This window comes from Pseudomonas sp. TH08, assembly GCF_016651275.1.
Lineage (GTDB): Bacteria > Pseudomonadota > Gammaproteobacteria > Pseudomonadales > Pseudomonadaceae > Aquipseudomonas.
In genome coordinates, this window is sequence record NZ_JAEKEE010000001.1 from 794,080 (window position 1) to 814,324 (window position 20,245).

A 20,245-nucleotide genomic window follows, 5' to 3' on the forward strand; every position below is an offset into this window, starting at 1 on the left:
TAGCAGACCGGGGAACCTAAGGAAGCCGGCGCGCCGAAGCGCCCTGCGCACAGCCGCCATCGAATGCAGGCGCTAAGCCTGACGATGATGTATGTGCACCCTTAGATTAACCACGGGCTGCTAAACCCGATCACTGGGAATCAGTGACGGAATCAAGTTACGCAGCATGCAGAGGACGCACAAGCCGGCGGATTCTGGTACATGCGTAGGCAGTGGCGCAAGGATTTGTAGGCTAGGGAGCCGTAACACAGAGTGTCTTTAAACAACGAGACTGAAAGGTGTTTATTGCGCACAGAGATTGAGGATTTGTCTGTCGGAATTCAGTGCTGCGACTGGCGCTTTCGCGAGCAGGCTCGCTCCCACAAGGGGAACGCATTCCAACTGTAGGAGTGAGCCTGCTCGCGATGAGGCCCGTCAGGCCAATGCAAACTCCGGATCAGTCAACAAGTCCCGCATCCACCAACAACTTCTCCAACCCCAACAAATCCGGCACCTTCGCCACCTGCTCCCCGACCTGCACCGCCGCCTGTTCCAGCGCACACAGCGGCACGTCGACATAACTCAACTGGCTATCAAGCTTGTACGATCGTGGGATCCCCTGCACCAGCAGCGCAATGAACTTCAGCTCCGGCAAGCCACCCAGCGCATTGAGAATCACGATCCGTGCGCGCTCGCCAATCACGATTTTCTGCCCGCACGCGGATTCGAAACTCAGCAACGGAATCTGCCGCTCACGCCACTTCACCCGCCCCAGATACCACGGCGGCGTGTCCAGGTCGAAGGCGCTGGCCTGATAGTCGATCAACTCGGCGACGGCGACGTTGGGCAGGATCAAATTGCGATCCGCCAGTGGCAGCAGCAGCCCAGTCAGTTGGCTGCTGCGCTGATTATGCCGGCGCTCATGCATGTTTCTTGCTCCACTGGGCAATGCTTTCGAGCAGCACCGATTCCTGGTACGGCTTGCCGAGGTAGTCGTTGACGCCGATGGCCATGGCGCGGTCGCGGTGTTTCTGGCCGGTGCGCGAGGTGATCATGATGATCGGCAGGTGTCGCAGGCGTTCGTCGTTGCGCACCTGGGTAGCGACTTCGAAGCCGTCCATGCGCGGCATTTCGATGTCGAGCAGCATCAGGTCGGGCATGTGTTCTTCCAGCAGCAGCATGGCGTCGACACCGTCCTTGGCGGTCAGCACGTTCATGCCGTGGCGTTCGAGTAAACGGCTGGTGACCTTGCGCACGGTGACCGAGTCGTCGACCACCATCACCAACAGCGGTTTCTGCGGTTCGCTGTCGATCTCCGGCAGCGTCGGCGTCTGCACGACGCGCGCCTGCATCGCGCGGATCGGCGCGAGCAGATCGAGAATCAGCACCACCCGGCCATCGCCGAGAATCGTCGCCCCGGACACGCCTTGCACTGCCGCGAACTGCGCGCCGAGGCTTTTGACCACGATCTCGCGGGTGCCGGCCATGGCATCGACCTGCACCGCAATGTGCCGGTCGTTGTAGTGCACCAGCAGCACCGGCAATGGCAGGTTCTGCCCGAGCAGTTTCGGCCGTGGCGCGGTTTTCAGCAGTTCGCCGAGGTAGCACAGTTCATAAGTCTGGCCAGCGTACTGGTAACGCGGCGGATCAACCCGAAAGTGCCCTTCCAGATCATTCGGCAACACCCGGACGATGCCTTCAATGGTGTTCAGCGGAATCGCGTACTGATCCTCGGCGCACTGCACCATCAACGCACGGTTGACCGACACGGTGAACGGCAGGCGAATACGAAAATGCACGCCCTGCCCCGGCACCGAATCGATGCTCATGCTGCCGCCCAACTGACGCACCTCTTCGTGCACCACGTCCATGCCGACGCCGCGCCCGGAAATCTGGGTGATCTTCTCGGCGGTGGAAAACCCCGGCTGGAGGATGAACTGCAACACGTCGCGGTCGCTGATCTCCGCTTCCGGCGCGAGCATGCCGCGCTTGATTGCTTTGCGCCGCACGGCTTCCAGCGGCACGCCGGCGCCGTCGTCGCGGATGTCGAAAACGATGTCGCCGCCCTCGCGGGACAGATCCAGAGTGATCTGCCCTTGCGCCGGTTTACCCGCTGCCAGCCGCACTTCGGCCGACTCCAGGCCATGATCGACGGCGTTGCGCAGCATGTGTTCCAGTGGCGCGGCCATGCGCTCAAGCACGTTGCGATCCATCTCGCCTTCAGCGTTGCCGACGGTGAAGGCCACGTCTTTGTTCAGTTCTTCAGCAACCTGGCGGACGATGCGTTTGAGGCGCGGCAACATCCGTTCGAACGGCACCATGCGCGTACGCATAAGGCCTTCCTGCAACTCGGTGTTGATGCGGCCCTGTTGCTGCAACAGGTTTTCCGCGTCGTGATTGCGGCGGTCGAGGGTTTCCTTGAGGTCCAGCAAGTCGGAGGCGGATTCGAACAGCGCTCGCGACAATTGCTGCAACTGCGAATGACGGTCCATTTCCAGCGGGTCGAATTCTTCGTAGCCCAGACGCTCGGCATCCACTTGCTGACGGCTGAGAATCCGTCCCTGGGTTTCCGTGTCGAGTCGGCGCAACTGGTCGCGCATGCGCTCGATGGTGGTTTCCATCTCGTTCAGCGCAATCTGCGCGTCGTTGACTTGTTGCTCGATGCGACCACGGAAGATCGACGTTTCGCCGGCCAGATTGACCAGCTCGTCGAGCAGTTCAGCGGAGACCTTGACCATGTCCGCGCCAACCTCGACCACCGGTGGCGCTTGCTCGGTTTTGGCTGGAAGCGGCACAAGCGGCGGTGTCTCGACGGTCGCCGGATGGCTGAAATTCTGGATCGCATTGATCAGCCGATCCGCTGGCGGACACGGCTGCCCGGCGCGCACCCCATCGAGCATTTGCGCCAGGCGGTCATGGCCGCGCTGCACCAGCGCGAACAGCTCCGTCGATGGCTGCAACGTCCCGGCCGAGAGACTTTCATAAAGGTATTCCAGCTCATGGGCGAGGTCGCCAATCGGCCCGATCTCGACCATTCGCGCGCCGCCCTTGAGCGTGTGCAGGTCGCGCAAAAGGGTTTCCACTTCCTGCCGATTGCCCGGTTCGGCCTGCCAGCGCAGCAACGCGGCGCCGGAGTTCTCGATAATGTCGAAACCTTCTTCGAGGAAGATGTCCAGCAACTCAGGATCATGCCCGGCGCTGTCGTGTTGTGCGGCGTGCGGCGTTTCATTGAGGGTCTGGCCCTGACGTACCTGCCGGATCGTCTCGATCAGCTCTTGCGCCGGGGTCAGCGGCTGATGGTTTTGCAGTTGCTCCAGCAACAAGGCCAAACGGTCATGACCCTTGTGCAGCAAGCGGCCCAAGGCATCGCTGTGACTGTAGCGCCGATCACCCAGGCCTTCATAAAGGCTTTCCAGTTCCTGGGCGAGGTCGCCGATGGCCTCGACTTCTGCCATGCGCGCGCCCCCCTTGAGGGTGTGCAGATCGCGTTGCAGCGACGACAGTGGCGCGGCGTTGTCCGGGTCGTTCAACCAGCGCTGCAAGGCCTGGCCAGCGCTGTCGAGAATGTCCACGGCCTCTTCGAGGAAGATCTCGACGATCTCATCGTCCGGTGCCGGGGAAGCAGCGGTTTTCGCCAGCTCGGCAGTCGCTGCACCCAGTTCGCGAATACTCAGCGTGCGGCTACCGTCGCTGCGAATCAGGCCCATCGACGACGGGTCGAGGCTTTCATCGAGCAGCTCATGCAGCGCCCGAATCCGCGCCGGTTGCGGCGTGACTTCCTGGCCGGCGGCCAGTTCGTCGAGCATGTTGATCAGCGCTTCGTGGGCATTCTGTGCCTCGTGGAAAAACCGCTCGCTGACCGCCAGACTGCTCTCTTCCACGGCGCCATAGAGGTCAAGCAAGGCTTCGCACAACACGTCGACCGGCAGCAGATCAGCGAGGTGCGCGCCTTCGCCCAGCGTCGTCAGTTCATCCAGCAACGCACTGAGTTCCTGACGCTCGCCGGGGTGTTGCTGCCAGCGCTGCAACAAGCTTTCAGCGTCGAGCAGGATGTCCATGCCCTGGGCGAGAAAGTTGTTGAGCAGTTGCGGATCGCGCTTGATCCGCAGGCCGGTGTTAGGCGCGTTGAGGATCGATTCCAGACGTTCGGAAAGCAGCGTGTCGGTGCGTTTGATCAGCGACTGCGCACCGACAATCGGCGCCAGCGGATCGTGCTTGAGCTGACGCAGACCGACGCGAAACAGGCCTTCGGCTTCGAGGAGCAACTCCACTTCGTCGAGATCCAGCGGCAACTGATGCGCCTTGAATTCGCGGGCCAGTTGATCAAGTGGCGCGGCGAGTTCGGCAATCGGCAACACGCCGGCCATCGACGCGCTGCCCTTGAGCGTGTGCAAGGCACGCTGTAACTCGTCGCTGGCTTGCAGCGGCACATGCTCGGCGGCTTGATCGAGAAAACGGTTGAGGCTGGCCAGATGGGTTTCCGCTTCGTTGCGGAAGATCTCCAGCAACAACGGGTCGAGCGCCGCGACATCCGCGACGTCTTCGGCGGCCAGCGGTTCAACGCCTTTGGCCAGGGCATGCGCGCGGGCGGCGAGTTGATCGACATCGCTGCGTTGACGCTGGCGGTTGGTGGCGAATTCGTTGATCAGTTCGGGCAGTAATAACACTGTGTCGGTGAGCAGTTGTTGCACCACCGGGCCGGGCTCGACGCTTTGTTCAAGCACGCGGTTGAGCAGGTTCTCCACCGCCCAGGCGAGTTCACCGAGGATCAGTGCACGGACCATGCGCCCGCTGCCCTTCAAGGTGTGGAAGGCCCGGCGCAGTTCGGTCAACGCCGGACGATCCTGTGGATTGGCTGTCCAGCGCGGCAAGTATTCGTGAAGGATTTCGAGGACCTCATCGGTCTCTTCGAGAAACACTTCGCGCAGTTCATCGTCGACCGGTTCTTCATCGGCTGGCGGCGGCATCAGGCTGCCGGGGGTGACCCGCGCGGGCGGATTGACCGATGACACCGGGCTTGCCAGAACGTCGGCCAGCGACTGCACAATCTGCGGATCGTCGAGCGCCTGCATGTCCTGCATGACCAGCGCTTCGCTGGGGCTGAGCACGTCGTCGAGTACCGGCACATGCTGCGCACCGGGCTGCTCATCGGGGAAGAAACCCAGACTGGCGAGGGATTTCTGCGCAACATCCAGCAGTTGTTCACCCGGCGCCTGCGGGTCGTCGCTCAAGCGTTCGAGGTAGTACTCAAGGCTGCTGATGACATCGGCCAGATGATCCAGTTGCTCCCAACCCGGCTCATGCGGATCGAGCAGCAAGTGTTCACGGATAAAACCGTTGCAGGCCTCGACCAGGCTCGCCGCACGGCTCAGCGGAATCATCGCCAGCGCACCGCGCACCTGGGTCAGCAGCGCCGGCAGCGGTTGCAGTTGCTGGCGATCCCAATCGGCGTCGATGTAGTCGACGATCATGTCCTTGGCCTGTTGCAGGCAGATGCGCGCTTCCTTGATCACGATCTGATGGATCTGCGTCAGGTCGGTGGTCGGCAGGCGCGAATCTTCCGGGCTTTCCGGCTCGACAGTGCCGACCATCCCGGCCAGCGTCGCCTCGACATAGAGCAAGGCGCCGGCAACGTCCATCAGGATCGCATCGTTCGGTTCGCGCTGACCTTGGGCGAGGCTGAGCACCACCGCCAGTTGATCGATGATGACCTTGCGCGGCTGGCCAAAACCGAGCACGGCCAAGGTGTCGGCGATCTGCCGCAGCGGCGCCAGCAACGTCTCCAGATCCGAGGTGTGCTGACGGTCGCTGCGCACGAACAGGTCGAGGCGTTCCTTGACCCGCACCAGTTCTTCGCACAGCGCCGCCAACACCGAGCGCATGGCGTCGCGGTCGGGGCCGGCGAGGCGCGCGCGCTCTTCGTCGAGCATCGCGCTGTCGGGCAACGCGTCGTCCAGGGAGTAGCGATCTTTCATGGTCAGCATCTGCCCGGTGGGGTGTTCGGCTTTGGCAATATAGAACAACAGGCTTTTCAGCAGCTCCGCAGGCGGCGGTTGGTTGAGGCCGGGCATGCCTTGCTCGAGCAGACGCTTGAGTTCCTTGTCGGCATCCTTGAACAGGCTGCGCAGCGCGGGGCTGTTGGCAATTGCGCCTTCGCGCATGCCCTCGACCAGCGCCGAGGCGACGTGCCACAACGGGCTCAACGGCGCCTCGCCGCTCAAGGCTTCAAGGCGTGTGAAGACTTTCGCCAGATACCCAAGGTGCGTCTGGTCGTCTTGCTCACGGAGCAAACCGACCAAAGCCATTTGCAGCATCTGACGCAGTTTGCGCAGCACGTTCGGCAGCTCTGCCGGTTCCAGCAGCGCCAGTGCCTCTGCGCTCAGCGGCGGCAGCTCCGGCAGTTGCGGGCTGAACAGGCTGGTTTCCGACAACAGGCTTTCGCCCCGGGCGCTGCGCAGATCGTTGATCAGCGGCAGCACTACCAGCGGCAAATCGCGGCGGGCGCTCTGTACGCGGTCAAGGTAGATCGGCAATTGCCCGAGGGCTTGCAGCAACAGGTGCAGGGCTTCGTCGCGGTGGCTGACGCGCTCGTGCTGCAAGGCTTCGACCAGATGCTCCATCTCTTCGGCGAACAAAGCGGCGCCGTAGAACTCGACCATCTGCAAGCTGCCGTGCACCTGATGGATGTAATCCAGGCACTCGTCCAGGCCGGGAAAGGCCTGCGGATCATCAAGCACGGCTTCAATCGCCTGATGCGCCTGTTTCAGCGTTTCGGCAATTTCGCCTTTGACCCATTCGAGGGCCACATAGTCGTGGCGATCACCCATAACCGCTCCGATCACACTTTATCCGTCGCCGGCGCGGACGCCGCCGGCAAGGTGAATCCAGACACCGAACGGCGCAACTGACTGGCCATTTTTGCCAGATTGCCGATGCTCTCGGCGGTGGCCGTGGAGCCGGACGACGTTTGCGAGGTGATCTGCTGGATCACGTTCATCGTCAGCGAGATCTGCCCGGCCGACGACGTTTGCTGCTGCGCCGCGTTGGAGATGCTTTGAATCAGCGCCGCGAGGGTCTTCGACACGCCTTCGATTTCTTCCAGAGCCACACCGGCATCCTGCGCCAGTCGCGCGCCGCGCACCACTTCGGTGGTGGTCTGCTCCATCGAAATCACGGCTTCGTTGGTGTCGGTCTGAATCGCCCGCACCAGGGTTTCGATCTGCCGGGTGGCGGCGGATGAACGCTCGGCCAACCGTTGTACTTCGTCGGCGACCACGGCAAAACCGCGTCCGGCGTCACCGGCCATTGACGCTTGAATGGCGGCATTGAGGGCGAGGATGTTGGTCTGATCGGCAATGTCGTCGATCAGGCTGACGATGTCGCCGATCTCCTGCGACGACTCACCCAGACGCTTGATGCGTTTGGCGGTGTCCTGAATCTGTTCGCGAATGTTGTCCATGCCGTGAATGGTGTTGTGCACCACCTCGTTGCCCTTGTTGGCAATTTCCACGGAGCGCTCGGCCACCGCCGAAGACTCGGCCGCGTTGGCCGAGACCTGATCGATGGACTGCGCCATGTCGCTGATCGCCGTCGACGCTTCGGAAATCTGCTGCGCCTGATGCTCCGAGGCTTGCGCCAAATGCATGGCGGTGGCTTGGGTTTCCTGCACCGCAGCGGCAACCTGGCCGGCGGTGAGGTTGATGGTCGCGACCAGATCACGCAATTGGTCGACCGAGTAGTTGATCGAGTCGGCGATGGTGCCGGTGAAGTCTTCGGTCACCGAGGCGGTCACCGTCAGATCGCCGTCGGCGAGGTCTTCGATTTCATCGAGCAGACGCATGATCGCGTTCTGGTTGCGCTCGTTCTTCTCAGCGGTTTCGCGCAACTGGCGATTGGTTTCGCGAACCATGACCATACCGATGAGGATGATCGAGGCCAGCGCCAGCAAGCCCAGCACGTAGCCACCGATGGTGTCGGTGCTGCGCCCGCCGGCGAGGTTTTCGAAACCGCTGGCCAGGTGTGAGGCTTCGTCGAGCAGGGTTTGCGAGAGGCTGAAAATATTGGTGGCCGACTCACGCACCTTGAACAGTTCCGGCGAGGTTTCGAGGATTTCATCCACGGAGCCGGAGACGAACTGGAACAGTTCGGAGATTTCACTCAAACGGGCGCGGGCGTCGTGGTCTTCGACCTGGCTGATTTTCAGCGTCGGATTGCCCTGGAGCATGCCGTTGAGCACTTGGCCGAAACGGGTGGCGTCGCGGCCAAAGGCATCGGCGGCTTGCTGCGAGTTTTCATCACCGGCGAGCACGGTGTTGACCGCACCGAGAATGCGTTCGGCCAGCAACGATTGACGCTGGGCCATCGCCACCTGCGCGGCCGGGGCGCCACGTTGCAGAAGAATTTCGACGACTTTTTCGTATTCGATCTGCAACTGCGGCACGGTTTCGGCCAGCGTCGCGGCGACTTGATGCAGCGACAGCACGGTCTGTTCGCTGGAGAGAATGGCGTCGGTGTTTTTCAGCAGGCGTTCCCAGTCCAGCTGCACAGCGCGCATTTCCGGGCGCACGGTGGCGGGTGCCGGTGGCAGTCCGGTGGCCGGATCGCCCTTCTTCAGGTAACCCCAGCGCTGGGCGAAATCGTTGCGCGCATCACTCAGCAGTTTGAACGCGGCAGCCTTGCCGGCGGCGGCTTCAGTGGCGTTTTTAGCGATGCGTTGCGAGAGCACGCGCAGTTCACCGGCATGGCCGATGTACTGTTTGTCGTAGTTCGCCTGGGTGTTGAGGTAAGCGAAGTTGGCGAACAGCAGCATGATGAACACGATCAATGCGATGAACAGCACAATGATCTGCGAGCGACTGCGCGATCCTTCCGCCGGCTTGCCTGTTTTTGCTTTTATCATCGGTCCTCGCCTGTTTGAAGCTCATCGAACAACCTGTGGGAGCTGGCCTTGGGGGTGAAGGGATTCTGTGGCGAGGGGATTTATCCCCGATGGTTGGCGAAGCCAACCCAAAACCAACACTTGAGATGTAACAGATACAACTCATGTTCTGGGGCCGCTGCGCGGCCCATCGGGGATAAATCCCCTCACCACAGAATCCCAATACCACATGGCCCATTCCCACAATGGGTTCTCTGTTGTTGCGGTTATATCGCGACGCTCATGAACACCGGGGATCTGGCCAGCGCAAACAGGCTGAACACTCGCCAGTTCTGCTCGCGCCGGAAATAGCCTTTGACGAACTCGGCCTTCGAGCCCTGACGCTTGCTGATCGAAATGGGCTCGAAGCTGTCCTGCTCAAAGTGCTGCAAGCCAATGACTTCATCGACCATCAGCCCGGCAAACACCTCCCCATGTTCCACTACCAAAACCCGCCGCTGCTTGCGCAATGGCGACAACTCATGCCCGAAGAAACCGCACAAATCCATGATCGGCAGCAGCCGCCCGCGCAGGTTAGCCACGCCTTTGACCCACGGTTTGACCCCGGGCAATTGCGTGAAACGCGGTTCGTGCAGCACTTCACTGACTTCGCCCATCGGCGCCACATACCAATGCTCGCCGAGGCGAAAGCCGATGCCGCTCCAGCGATCCTGGCGCGCCGGTTGCGACGGCAAGTCTGCCGCCAGCAAGCGGCAGCGCTGGTCGATCTGCCAGAGCAGTTCGAACGCGGTCAGCGATTCGCTCATGGTCGCGCGATCAGCCTTTGAGCACGTTGTTCAGGGTCTTGATCAGGGTGTCTTCGTCGACCGGTTTGGTCAGGTAGTCCTTGGCGCCCTGACGGGTGCCCCAGACCTTGTCGGTCTCCTGATCCTTGGTGGTGATGATGATCACCGGGATATGGCTGGTGTCGGCGTCCTTGGTCAACTGGCGGGTGGCCTGAAAACCATTGAGGCCGGGCATGACGATGTCCATCAGCACCGCGTCGGGTTTTTCCTGACGGGCCAGGGCCACGCCATCGGCGCCGTTTTCGGCCTTGAGCACTTCATGGCCGTGCTTCTCGAGCATGCCGGTGAGTTTGTACATTTCAGTCGGCGAATCATCGACGATCAGGATACGTGCCATGGTTTTCCCCATTTTTCTTGTCGACGCCCGGCCCGCTGGCCGCGTGTCTCTGTGCGTGTCTTACTGCGGCAAAACGGCGGCGAAGCCCGGAACATGGGCCTGGATCGCGTTGAGCAGTTCTTCCTTGCTGAAAGGCTTGGTCAAAAATTGATCAGAACCGACAATCCGCCCCTTGGCCTTGTCGAACAAGCCGTCCCTGGACGACAGCATGATCACCGGTGTGGCCTTGAACGCGCTGTTGTTCTTGATTAAAGCGCAGGTCTGATAACCATCCAGACGCGGCATCATGATGTCGACAAAAATGATTCCGGGGTGGTTGTCGGCGATCTTCGCCAACGCGTCGAAACCATCGATCGCCGTGATCACTTCGCACCCGACATTTTTCAACAATGTTTCGGCGGTGCGACGAATCGTTTTCGAGTCGTCGATCACCATGACCTTCAAGGCGCTGGACTGCTGTTCCATAAGGGGGCTCTACCGTCGCCTTTGCGAATCAAATTGTCCGTTTTGCGATGACTGATGACCGGAAACCCTTGATGCTCAAGGGCCAGCACGGCATGGCAGCCTTTTTAGCACAGTCTCTACATGCAATCTATCGACGGGTTTTCCCTTGACCGAAAACCCTGCCAGCGCCACTCTGGCGGCACTTTTTCAATACCGATCCGGTAGCCAATTTTCGAGGAAAACCCAATGAGCGTTCGCGTCGGGATTGTCATGGACCCTATCGCCAGCATCTCCTATAAAAAGGATAGCTCGCTGGCCATGCTGCTGGCTGCGCAGAAGCGCGGCTGGGAGCTGTTCTATATGGAACAGCGCGACCTGTATCAGGGCGAAGGCCAGGCACGGGCGCGCATGCGTCCGCTGAAAGTCTTCGCCAACCCGGAAAAATGGTTCGAACTGGACGCCGAGCAGGACAACCTGCTGAGCGATCTGGACGTGATCCTGATGCGCAAGGACCCGCCATTCGACATGGAGTTTGTCTACTCCACTTATTTGCTTGAACAAGCCGAAACCGCTGGCGTGCTGGTAGTGAACAAGCCGCAAAGCCTGCGCGACTGCAATGAAAAACTGTTCGCCACGCTGTTCCCGCAGTGCACGCCGCCGACCGTGGTCAGCCGTCGCGCCGATGTGCTGCGTGAATTTGCCGCGAAACACGGCGATGTGATCCTCAAGCCGCTGGACGGCATGGGCGGCACGTCGATCTTCCGTCATCGTGCCGGTGATCCGAACCTGTCGGTGATTCTCGAAACCCTGACCGCCCTCGGTGGCCAGCAGATCATGGGCCAGGCTTACCTGCCGGCGATCAAGGACGGCGACAAACGTATTCTGATGATCGACGGCGAGCCGGTGGATTATTGCCTGGCGCGGATTCCGGCGCAGGGCGAAACCCGTGGCAACCTTGCCGCTGGTGGTCGTGGTGAAGCGCGTCCGCTGACTGACAAGGATCGCTGGATCGCCGCTCAGGTCGGCCCGACCCTGCGCGAGAAAGGCCTGCTGTTCGTCGGTCTCGACGTGATCGGTGAAAGCCTGACCGAAATCAACGTCACCAGCCCGACCTGCATCCGCGAAATCGACAACGCGTTTGGCACGGACATCGGCGGCATGCTCATGGATGCTATCGAGAAGAAGCTGCAAGCCTCTAGCCGCAAGCAGCAAGCCTGACGGCCAGCTACAAGCCGCAAGCCATGAGCTACAAGCTTTTACTTGCAGCTTGCCGTTCGAAACTTGCAGCTGCCCTTATGTCGCTTGCCACTTGAAGCTTGCAGCTAAAAACCAACATTGCGTTATCATGCCGAGCCCGTAAAAACGCGATGTTGGTTTTCTTGTCATGACCCTCCCGTCCGATCTGCCCGTTGAACTCGCCCATCGTGGCGTGCGCCCGGCCGATCGCCTCGGATTTACCCTGTTTCTCGCGGCGCTGATTCATTTGGCGCTGCTGCTGGGCGTCGGCTTCACGATGGTCGAGCCCAAGCAGATCAGCAAAACCCTGGAAATTACCCTCGCCACCTTCAAGAGCGAAAAGAAGCCGGAGAAGGCAGACTTTCTCGCCCAGGAACATCAGGAAGGCAGCGGCACGCTGGACAAGAAGGCAATCCCGAAAACCACCGAAGTCGCGCCATTCCAGGACAACCAGGTCAAAAAGGTCACCCCGCCGCCGGCCGCCAAGTCGCAAGTGCAGGAAGCCGCGCCCAAGGCAGCGGTGACCACCGTCGCGCCGCAGCCGAAAAAAGCGCCGACCAAGAAAGAAGAAGCCAAGACCGAGGTCAAGCCGACAGTCGACGCGCCGGAGTTCGACAGCTCGCAGCTGTCCAGCGACATCGCCAGCCTCGAAGCCGAACTGGCCAAGGAACAACAGCTGTACGCCAAACGCCCGCGCATTCACCGTTTGAGCGCGGCGTCGACCATGCGCGACAAGGGCGCCTGGTACAAAGACGATTGGCGCAAGAAGGTCGAGCGCATCGGCAACCTCAATTACCCCGAAGAGGCTCGGCGCAAGCAGATCTACGGCAATTTGCGCCTGATGGTCTCGATCAACCGCGACGGCTCGCTGTATGAAGTGCTGGTGCTGGAGTCTTCCGGTCAGCCGTTGCTGGATCAGGCAGCGCAGCGCATTGTCCGACTGGCGGCGCCGTTTGCCCCGTTTACCGGGGACTTGTCGGATATCGACCGTTTGGAAATCATCCGCACCTGGAAATTCGCCCGCGGCGACAAACTCTCCAGCAACTGAATAGTGCCGGGTGGGCCTTTGTGGTGAGGGGATTTATCCCCGATGGGGCGCGAAGCGGCCCTGAATCCTTTGACATGATCTGCCTGACAAACCGTGCGTGATGGTTTTGCGACTGCTGCGCAGCCGGTCGGGGATAAATCCCCTCGCCACAAATGCCATGTTCCAACAAGCGGTCGGTGTTGTTGTCAGCATCTCCAGCTTGTCAGTTCGCCCCCCGAACGCCACACTAGCGCACATGAAAAACGTCAGCCCCAGCTACCTCAAGCATCAATTCCTGATCGCCATGCCACACATGGCCGACCCGAACTTTGCCCACACCTTGACCTACATCGTCGAGCACACGGCCAATGGCGCTATGGGGATTGTGGTCAACCGACCGCAAGAGCTGAATCTGGCCGACATTCTTGAGCAATTGCGCCCGGACATCGATCCGCCGGCCCTCTGCCAGCATGTGCCTATCTTCATCGGCGGCCCGGTGCAGACCGATCGCGGTTTTGTGTTGCACCCGGCGGACAAGACTTTCCAGGCCACTGCGCAACTGGACGGTGATCTGGCTCTGTCGACCTCGCAAGACGTGCTGTTCGCCATCGCGGACGGCGTCGGCCCGGCAAAAAGCCTGATCGCCCTCGGCTACGCCGGTTGGGAAGCCGGGCAACTCGAAGCCGAAATGGCCGACAACGCCTGGCTGACCTGCCCGTACGACGCCGACATCCTGTTCAACACCAGCAGCGAATTGCGCCTCGAGGCCGCGGCCAGGCACCTGGGGATCAACCTCAGCCTGCTGACCAGCCAGGCGGGGCACGCCTGATGGCCCTGCGCCTGATTCTCGGCTTCGACTACGGCACCAAACAGATCGGCGTCGCGGTCGGCCAGGTGATTACCGGCCAGGCCCGCGAGCTGTGCACCCTGAAAGCGCAAAACGGCATTCCCGACTGGAATCAGGTTGAAGCGCTGTTCAAGGAATGGAAGCCCGACGCCGTCGTCGTCGGCCTGCCGCTGAACATGGACGGCACGCCGAGCGAAATGTGCCTGCGCGCCGAGAAATTCGCCCGCCGCCTCAATGGCCGCTTCAACGTGCCCTTCTATACCCACGACGAACGCCTGACCACTTTCGAGGCCAAGGGCGAGCGTCTGGTGCGTGGCGGGCAAAAAGGCAGTTACCGCGACAACCCGGTCGATGCCATCGCCGCCGCTCTGCTGTTGCAGGGCTGGCTCGATGAAAACACCGCACTATTTGAATCCTGACAAGCGCTTCGGCGCTTTTCTTTTGGCTAAAAACCCAGTCATGTCCGGCAGGACGAGTCTCGGGTCAAAGAAGGAGCAACCATGAGTCTGCCCAATCCCGCCGATCTGATCAGCCAGATGGCGACCCGCCTCAAGGCGCACCTTGCCCAGCGTGAAATCACTGAACCGCGATACATCGGCATTCGCACTGGCGGCATCTGGGTCGCGCAGGCACTGCTCAAGGAGCTGGGCAGCGACGCGCCGCTGGGCACGCTGGATGTGTCCTTCTACCGCGACGACTTCAGCCAGAACGGTCTGCACCCGCAAGTACGGCCGTCCGCCCTGCCCTTCGAGATCGAAGGCCAGCATCTGGTGCTGATCGATGACGTGCTGATGAGCGGCCGCACCATCCGCGCCGCCATGAACGAATTGTTCGACTACGGCCGCCCGGCCAGCGTGACGCTGGTCTGCCTGCTGGATCTGGACGCCGGCGAGCTTCCGATCCGCCCGAACGTGGTCGGCGCGACCCTGTCGCTGGCCGCTCACGAACGGGTGAAGCTGTCCGGCCCCGAGCCGCTGACGCTCGAACTGCAAGACTTCAACCCTTAATCCGCCCTATTGAGAGTCCCCCTCGCGATGACGCCTCTAGATACCAAGCGCCCGCTGCAGCTCAATGATCAGGGCCAGCTGCGCCACTTCCTCTCGCTCGACGGCCTGCGCCGCGAGTTGCTGACGGAAATCCTCGACACTGCCGACTCGTTCCTCGAAGTCGGTGCCCGGGCGGTGAAGAAAGTCCCGTTGCTGCGCGGCAAGACCGTGTGCAACGTGTTCTTCGAAAATTCGACCCGCACCCGCACCACCTTCGAACTGGCCGCTCAGCGGCTGTCGGCGGACGTGATCACCCTGAACGTGTCGACTTCGTCGGCGAGTAAAGGTGAAACCCTGCTCGACACCCTGCGCAACCTTGAAGCCATGGCCGCTGACATGTTCGTCGTGCGTCACGGCGATTCCGGCGCCGCGCACTTCATCGCCGAACATGTTTGCCCGCAAGTGGCGATCATCAACGGCGGCGACGGCCGTCACGCTCACCCGACGCAGGGCATGCTCGACATGCTCACCATCCGTCGGCACAAGGGCAGTTTCGAAAACCTCTCGGTGGCCATCGTCGGCGACATCCTGCATTCGCGGGTGGCGCGCTCGAACATGCTTGCCCTGAAGACTCTCGGCTGCCCGGACATCCGCGTGATCGCGCCGAAAACCCTGTTGCCGATCGGCATCGAGCAGTACGGCGTGAAGGTCTACACCGACATGACCGAAGGCCTGAAAGACGTCGACGTGGTGATCATGCTGCGCCTGCAGCGTGAACGCATGACCGGCGGCCTGCTGCCGAGCGAAGGCGAGTTCTACCGCCTGTTCGGCTTGACCACCGCGCGCCTGGCCGGGGCCAAACCGGATTGCATCGTCATGCACCCGGGGCCGATCAATCGCGGGGTGGAGATCGAGTCCGCGGTAGCCGACGGCCCGCACTCGGTGATCCTCAATCAGGTCACTTACGGCATCGCGATTCGTATGGCTGTGTTGTCCATGGCCATGAGCGGACAAACCGCGCAGCGTCAATTCGAGCAGGAGAACGCCCAGTGAAGCTCAGCATTCTCGGCGCACGCGTCATCGATCCAAGCAGCGGCCTGGATCAAATCACCGACATTCACGTTGAAGCCTGCAAGATCGTCGCCCTCGGCGCGGCCCCAGCGGGTTTCACGGCAGTGGAAACCATCGACGCCCAAGGCCTTGTCGCCGCACCGGGCCTCGTCGACCTGAACGTGGCCCTGCGCGAGCCGGGCTACAGCCGCAAAGGTTCGATCGTCAGCGAAACCCGTGCAGCGGCCGCTGGCGGTGTGACCAGCCTGTGCTGCCCGCCGAAAACCAAACCGGTGCTCGACACCTCGGCCGTGGCCGAGCTGATCCTCGACCGCGCCCGTGAAGCCGGCAACACCAAGGTGTTTCCGATTGGCGCGCTGAGCAAAGGTCTGGACGGCGAGCAACTGGCGGAGCTGGTGGCCCTGCGCGACGCCGGTTGTGTGGCGTTCGGCAACGGTCTGGAGAGTTTCCGCAACACCCGCACCCTGTGCCGGGCGCTGGAATATGCGGCGACCTTCGATCTGACGGTGATTTTCAACTCGCAGGACCACGATCTGGCTGAAGGTGGCTTGGCTCACGAAGGCGCGGTGGCCAGCTTCCTCGGTCTGCCGGGGATTCCGGAAACGGCTGAAACCGTGGCGCTGGCTCGTGATCTGCTGCTGGTCGAGCAGACCGGCGTGCGCGCACATTTCAGCCAACTGACCAGCGCTCGCGGTGTGGCGCTGATTGCTCAGGCTCAGGCCCGTGGTTTGCAGGTGACGGCGGATGTGGCGCTGTATCAACTGATCCTGACCGATGAGGCGCTGATCGACTTCAACAGCCTGTATCACGTGCAGCCGCCGCTGCGCACTCGCGCTGACCGTGATGGGCTGCGCGAGGCGGTGAAGTCCGGTGTGGTCTCGGCGATCTCCAGTCATCACCAACCGCATGAACGTGACGCCAAACTGGCGCCGTTCGGTGCGACCGAGCCGGGCATCAGCAGTGTTGAGCTGTTGCTGCCATTGGCGATGACGCTGGTTGAGGATGGCTTGCTGGATCTACCGACGCTGCTCGCCCGTTTGAGCGCTGGCCCGGCCGAGGCGTTGCGCCTGCCAGCGGGCAAACTGACGGTGGGTGGTGCGGCGGATATCGTGCTGTTCGACCCGCAGGCTTCGACGGTGGCCGGTGAGAACTGGTTGTCGAAAGGCGAGAACTGCCCGTTCCTGGGGCATACATTGCCGGGCGTGGTTCGTTACACCTTGGTGGACGGCCGGATCAGCCACCAGGCTTGATACCAAGGGATATTGTGGCGAGGGAATTTATCCCCGTTCGGCTGCGAAGCAGTCGCGAGCAGTCGCGAAGCCGTTGCACGCGGTGGATCCTATCCACCGCGTTCTCGGATTCAGGGCCGCTTCGCAGCCCAACGGGGATAAATCCCCTCGCCACGGGTTACTGGAAGGCGCCGCGATTCTGCGCGTTGCGCACCGAGACCTGATCGTTCAGTGTCCAGAAGTCATACAGCACGCCAACAAAGAACAACCCGCCCGTCAGCAGATACACCAGCCCGCTGATCCACTTCCCCTGGTACATCCGGTGCACACCGAACACGCCAAGGAACGTCAGCAGAATCCACGCGACGTTGTACTCGATCGGCCCTGCGGTAAAACGCAGATCGGCTTCGCGATCCATCGCCGGGATCAGAAATAGATCGATCAGCCAACCAATGCCCAGCAAACCGAAGGTGAAAAACCAGATCGTCCCGGTCACAGGTTTGCCGTAATAGAAGCGGTGAGCGCCGGTGAAACCGAAAATCCACAGCAGATAACCGATGACTTTGCTGTGTGTATCCTGGGATTGATAGCGGTTCATGAATGACCTCATTTGCCTCGATAGATAAATATTTTCTGCATCTGTGTGACTTTTTTATGTCGAGCCGACAAGTGGCTCGTCACTGTTACACCTTGCGCAAAGCCTTGTGGGGCTTGGGTTCTGTCCGACAATTGGCTCAATTTACCGCTTGTTGAGCGAAATTGACCCCGAGGTTGAATCGACCAACGGCCTCGGAACAGACAAAAAAGCTGTTATAAAGTTGCGCGCTAACACATAAGAGCCACGCCTAATGCGACCATTTTTCAAGACATGGCTAACCATCTGCCTATTAATGCCACTGGCCGCCCACGCCACCAATCGTGAGCAACGTCTTCCCAACGTCAACGGTTTCACCCCTAAATCTCATGCTTCTGCCCCTTCGAGCAAAAGCAGCAAAAGCAAAACCACCACGCTGAGCAGCAAGAGCCACGGCAAGCTGGTGCCACCGATGGCGAGCAAGGAAAGCAGCAACGTCCTCAGCCGCGCAGTCAACGTCCTCGGTACACCTTATCGTTGGGGCGGCAGCAGCCCAAGTAAAGGCTTCGATTGCAGCGGCCTGGTCAAATACGCGTTCAACGACGCCACGTTCGACCTGCCACGCACTTCCAATGCCATGGCCAGCGGTCATGGCGAGAAGGTCGAGCGCAAGGACCTCAAGCCCGGCGACCTGATCTTTTTCAACATCAAGAGCCGTCGGGTCAATCATGTTGCGATCTACCTGGGCAACGACCGCTTCATCCACGCGCCGCGTCGCGGCAAGTCGGTAAGCATCGACACCCTGAACAAGCCGTACTGGGAAAAGCACTACGTAGTCGCCAAGCGCGTATTGCCGAAAGAACCGGCCAGCAAGCAATTGCGCGTGGTTCAGCGCTAAGACTTCGAAGCAAGATCAAAAGATCGCAGCCTCCGGCAGCTCCTACATTGGGATCAGCGTTTCCCTGTAGGAACTGCCGGAGGCTGTGATCTTTGCTTTTGGCGTTTAGAAATTGTCCGGCGTCCGTGCTTTCTCCCGCGCATGTTCGCGGCTGATCAATCCCTTGGTGACCAGATCCTTCAGGCACATATCGAGGGTCTGCATGCCCAGTGAGCCACCGGTCTGAATCGCCGAATACATCTGCGCTACCTTGTCCTCGCGGATCAGATTACGGATCGCCGAGGTGCCGAGCATGATTTCGTGTGCTGCGACTCGGCCACCGCCGATCTTCTTGATCAGCGTCTGCGAGACCACCGCCAGCAGCGATTCCGAGAGCATCGAACGGACCATCGATTTTTCGTCACCAGGAAATACGTCGACCACCCGGTCGATGGTTTTTGCCGCCGAAGTGGTGTGCAGCGTGCCGAATACCAGATGCCCGGTCTCGGCGGCGGTCAGTGCCAGGCGAATGGTTTCCAGGTCACGCATCTCACCCACCAGAATCACGTCCGGGTCTTCGCGCAGCGCCGAACGCAGCGCGGTGGCGAAACTGCGGGTATCGCGGTGGACTTCACGCTGATTGATCAGGCATTTGCGCGATTCGTGCACGAACTCGATCGGATCTTCAATGGTCAGGATGTGGTGATGACGATGGCTGTTGAGGTAGTCGATCATCGCTGCCAGTGTGGTCGACTTGCCGGAGCCGGTCGGCCCGGTAACCAGCACCAGCCCGCGCGGCGCGTCGGTGATCTTGCGGAAAACGTCGCCCATGGCGAGGTCTTCCATGCTCAGCACTTTTGACGGAATGGTCCGAAACACTGCCCCGGCGCCACGGTTCTGGTTGAAGGCATTGACCCGGAAACGGGCGACACCGGGGACTTCGAAAGAAAAGTCGGTTTCCAGATGTTTCTCGAAGTCGACCCGCTGGGTGTCGTTCATGATGTCGTAGATCAGTTCGTGCACTTGCTTGTGATCCAGCGGCGGCAGATTGATCCGCCGTACATCGCCATCGACGCGGATCATCGGCGGCAGACCGGCCGACAGATGCAGGTCGGAAGCGCCTTGTTTGGCGCTGAAGGCCAGCAGTTCAGTGATATCCATAGCGTTCCCCAATTCCAGTAGAATGCCGCGAACCTTCAGACCGCCGGCGCCTCTTGATGTCCACGATAGCAGACAACATTTTCCACGTTGGTTCGCGCATCCAGACCGCGACCCAAGCCGCACACCGTCCTGAAAACAGCGTCCAGTTGCTCGCCGTGAGCAAGACCAAACCCGCCGAGGCCCTGCGCGAAGCCTATGCCGCCGGTTTGCGCAACTTTGGCGAGAACTACCTGCAGGAAGCCTTGGGTAAACAGCTCGAACTGGCTGACCTGCCCTTGATCTGGCACTTCATCGGCCCCATTCAATCGAACAAGACTCGTGCCATTGCCGAGCATTTTGAATGGGTGCATTCCGTGGATCGCCTGAAAATCGCCCAACGTCTGTCCGAACAGCGCCCGGCCGAGTTGCCGCCGCTGAACATCTGCATTCAGGTCAACGTCAGCGGTGAGGCGAGTAAATCCGGTTGTACGCCGGCCGACCTGCCAGCGCTGGCCGCCGCGATCAGCGCACTGCCGCGCCTGAAACTGCGCGGATTGATGGCGATTCCCGAGCCGACCGACGATCGTGCCGAGCAGGATGCCGCTTTTGCTGCTGTGCAGCGTTTGCAGGCGAGCCTCGATCTGCCGCTCGACACACTTTCCATGGGCATGAGCCACGACCTTGAGTCGGCCATTGCCCAAGGCGCCACCTGGGTGCGTATCGGTACGGCCCTGTTTGGTGCGCGCGACTATTCCCAATCTTGAACGTTTCCAGA

The 20,245-nt window shown here is 60.9% G+C and carries 17 protein-coding genes; 9 read left to right on the forward strand and 8 right to left on the reverse strand.

What is annotated here, in order from left to right:
* Positions 1-436: 436 nt before the first annotated feature.
* The 6 genes from JFT91_RS03785 to pilG all read right to left on the reverse strand — a co-directional run bounded on the left by JFT91_RS03785 (position 437) and on the right by pilG (position 10,504).
* On the reverse strand, positions 437-907 hold the full coding sequence (locus tag JFT91_RS03785) for a chemotaxis protein CheW (protein WP_201231616.1): 471 nt from the start codon (positions 905-907) through the stop codon (positions 437-439).
* Entirely contained in the window at positions 900-6,806 is a 5,907-nt protein-coding gene (locus JFT91_RS03790) for a hybrid sensor histidine kinase/response regulator (protein ID WP_201231617.1), read from the reverse strand. Before JFT91_RS03790 ends, JFT91_RS03785 begins: the two co-directional genes overlap by 8 nt.
* 11 nt (positions 6,807-6,817) lie before the next feature.
* Positions 6,818-8,878 (reverse strand): methyl-accepting chemotaxis protein, encoded by a 2,061-nt coding sequence (locus JFT91_RS03795; RefSeq protein ID WP_201228993.1) that lies wholly within the window; start codon positions 8,876-8,878, stop codon positions 6,818-6,820.
* Between the two features lie 245 nt (positions 8,879-9,123).
* Positions 9,124-9,663 carry a chemotaxis protein CheW gene (locus JFT91_RS03800; RefSeq protein WP_201231618.1) on the reverse strand — a complete coding sequence of 180 codons (540 nt, stop codon included), beginning with the start codon at positions 9,661-9,663 and terminating at the stop codon, positions 9,124-9,126.
* Between the two features lie 10 nt (positions 9,664-9,673).
* On the reverse strand, positions 9,674-10,039 hold the full coding sequence (gene pilH, locus JFT91_RS03805) for a twitching motility response regulator PilH (protein WP_007913674.1): 366 nt from the start codon (positions 10,037-10,039) through the stop codon (positions 9,674-9,676).
* 60 nt (positions 10,040-10,099) lie between these two features.
* Positions 10,100-10,504: a twitching motility response regulator PilG gene (pilG, locus tag JFT91_RS03810; RefSeq protein ID WP_007913673.1), complete on the reverse strand. Its 405-nt coding sequence runs from the start codon at positions 10,502-10,504 to the stop codon at positions 10,100-10,102.
* A 225-nt stretch (positions 10,505-10,729) separates the two neighbouring features.
* On the opposite strand from pilG, the gene gshB reads away from it, so the two are divergent.
* The 7 genes from gshB to JFT91_RS03845 all read left to right on the forward strand — a co-directional run bounded on the left by gshB (position 10,730) and on the right by JFT91_RS03845 (position 16,900).
* Positions 10,730-11,701, forward strand: a complete 972-nt coding sequence (gene gshB / locus JFT91_RS03815; protein ID WP_201231619.1) for a glutathione synthase — start codon at positions 10,730-10,732, stop codon at positions 11,699-11,701.
* Between the two features lie 166 nt (positions 11,702-11,867).
* The gene (locus JFT91_RS03820; RefSeq protein WP_201231620.1) at positions 11,868-12,767 is read left to right on the forward strand and encodes an energy transducer TonB; all 900 of its coding nucleotides are present in this window, start codon (positions 11,868-11,870) and stop codon (positions 12,765-12,767) included.
* A gap of 235 nt (positions 12,768-13,002) precedes the next feature.
* Positions 13,003-13,575: a YqgE/AlgH family protein gene (locus JFT91_RS03825; RefSeq protein ID WP_201232231.1), complete on the forward strand. Its 573-nt coding sequence runs from the start codon at positions 13,003-13,005 to the stop codon at positions 13,573-13,575.
* Positions 13,575-14,012, forward strand: coding sequence for a Holliday junction resolvase RuvX (gene ruvX / locus JFT91_RS03830; protein ID WP_007913667.1), 438 nt, complete (start codon positions 13,575-13,577; stop codon positions 14,010-14,012). Before JFT91_RS03825 ends, ruvX begins: the two co-directional genes overlap by 1 nt.
* An 81-nt stretch (positions 14,013-14,093) precedes the next feature.
* On the forward strand, positions 14,094-14,600 hold the full coding sequence (pyrR, locus tag JFT91_RS03835) for a bifunctional pyr operon transcriptional regulator/uracil phosphoribosyltransferase PyrR (protein ID WP_201231621.1): 507 nt from the start codon (positions 14,094-14,096) through the stop codon (positions 14,598-14,600).
* Positions 14,601-14,627: 27 nt separating this feature from the next.
* Positions 14,628-15,632, forward strand: coding sequence for an aspartate carbamoyltransferase catalytic subunit (locus JFT91_RS03840; protein WP_095164512.1), 1,005 nt, complete (start codon positions 14,628-14,630; stop codon positions 15,630-15,632).
* Positions 15,629-16,900, forward strand: coding sequence for a dihydroorotase (locus tag JFT91_RS03845; protein ID WP_201228998.1), 1,272 nt, complete (start codon positions 15,629-15,631; stop codon positions 16,898-16,900). The genes JFT91_RS03840 and JFT91_RS03845 overlap by 4 nt, the downstream gene beginning before the upstream one ends.
* A gap of 157 nt (positions 16,901-17,057) precedes the next feature.
* Here the strand turns inward: JFT91_RS03845 and JFT91_RS03850 are convergent, their stop codons facing one another.
* The gene (locus tag JFT91_RS03850) at positions 17,058-17,477 is read right to left on the reverse strand and encodes an NINE protein (protein WP_201228999.1); all 420 of its coding nucleotides are present in this window, start codon (positions 17,475-17,477) and stop codon (positions 17,058-17,060) included.
* A gap of 250 nt (positions 17,478-17,727) precedes the next feature.
* Between JFT91_RS03850 and JFT91_RS03855 the strand changes: the two genes are divergently transcribed.
* Positions 17,728-18,351: a C40 family peptidase gene (locus JFT91_RS03855; protein WP_201147624.1), complete on the forward strand. Its 624-nt coding sequence runs from the start codon at positions 17,728-17,730 to the stop codon at positions 18,349-18,351.
* Positions 18,352-18,456: 105 nt separating this feature from the next.
* Here JFT91_RS03855 and JFT91_RS03860 read toward each other — a convergent pair whose 3' ends face one another.
* Positions 18,457-19,491 (reverse strand): type IV pilus twitching motility protein PilT, encoded by a 1,035-nt coding sequence (locus JFT91_RS03860; protein ID WP_201228828.1) that lies wholly within the window; start codon positions 19,489-19,491, stop codon positions 18,457-18,459.
* A gap of 56 nt (positions 19,492-19,547) precedes the next feature.
* Between JFT91_RS03860 and JFT91_RS03865 the strand changes: the two genes are divergently transcribed.
* A complete protein-coding gene (locus tag JFT91_RS03865; RefSeq protein ID WP_201228826.1) occupies positions 19,548-20,234 on the forward strand; it encodes a YggS family pyridoxal phosphate-dependent enzyme in 687 nt (228 codons plus the stop codon).
* The last annotated feature ends 11 nt before the right edge of the window (positions 20,235-20,245 follow it).

Excerpts from the sequence above, each read along its gene's own strand:
- JFT91_RS03785 (WP_201231616.1), bottom strand. The coding sequence starts at position 907 with ATGCATGAGCGCCGGCATAATCAGCGCAGCAGCCAACTGACTGGGCTG.
- JFT91_RS03790 (WP_201231617.1), bottom strand. The coding sequence starts at position 6,806 with ATGGGTGATCGCCACGACTATGTGGCCCTCGAATGGGTCAAAGGCGAA.
- JFT91_RS03795 (WP_201228993.1), bottom strand. The coding sequence starts at position 8,878 with ATGATAAAAGCAAAAACAGGCAAGCCGGCGGAAGGATCGCGCAGTCGC.
- JFT91_RS03800 (WP_201231618.1), bottom strand. The coding sequence starts at position 9,663 with ATGAGCGAATCGCTGACCGCGTTCGAACTGCTCTGGCAGATCGACCAG.
- pilH (WP_007913674.1), bottom strand. The coding sequence starts at position 10,039 with ATGGCACGTATCCTGATCGTCGATGATTCGCCGACTGAAATGTACAAA.
- pilG (WP_007913673.1), bottom strand. The coding sequence starts at position 10,504 with ATGGAACAGCAGTCCAGCGCCTTGAAGGTCATGGTGATCGACGACTCG.
- gshB (WP_201231619.1), top strand. The coding sequence starts at position 10,730 with ATGAGCGTTCGCGTCGGGATTGTCATGGACCCTATCGCCAGCATCTCC.
- JFT91_RS03820 (WP_201231620.1), top strand. The coding sequence starts at position 11,868 with ATGACCCTCCCGTCCGATCTGCCCGTTGAACTCGCCCATCGTGGCGTG.
- JFT91_RS03825 (WP_201232231.1), top strand. The coding sequence starts at position 13,003 with ATGAAAAACGTCAGCCCCAGCTACCTCAAGCATCAATTCCTGATCGCC.
- ruvX (WP_007913667.1), top strand. The coding sequence starts at position 13,575 with ATGGCCCTGCGCCTGATTCTCGGCTTCGACTACGGCACCAAACAGATC.
- pyrR (WP_201231621.1), top strand. The coding sequence starts at position 14,094 with ATGAGTCTGCCCAATCCCGCCGATCTGATCAGCCAGATGGCGACCCGC.
- JFT91_RS03840 (WP_095164512.1), top strand. The coding sequence starts at position 14,628 with ATGACGCCTCTAGATACCAAGCGCCCGCTGCAGCTCAATGATCAGGGC.
- JFT91_RS03850 (WP_201228999.1), bottom strand. The coding sequence starts at position 17,477 with ATGAACCGCTATCAATCCCAGGATACACACAGCAAAGTCATCGGTTAT.
- JFT91_RS03855 (WP_201147624.1), top strand. The coding sequence starts at position 17,728 with ATGCGACCATTTTTCAAGACATGGCTAACCATCTGCCTATTAATGCCA.
- JFT91_RS03860 (WP_201228828.1), bottom strand. The coding sequence starts at position 19,491 with ATGGATATCACTGAACTGCTGGCCTTCAGCGCCAAACAAGGCGCTTCC.
- JFT91_RS03865 (WP_201228826.1), top strand. The coding sequence starts at position 19,548 with ATGTCCACGATAGCAGACAACATTTTCCACGTTGGTTCGCGCATCCAG.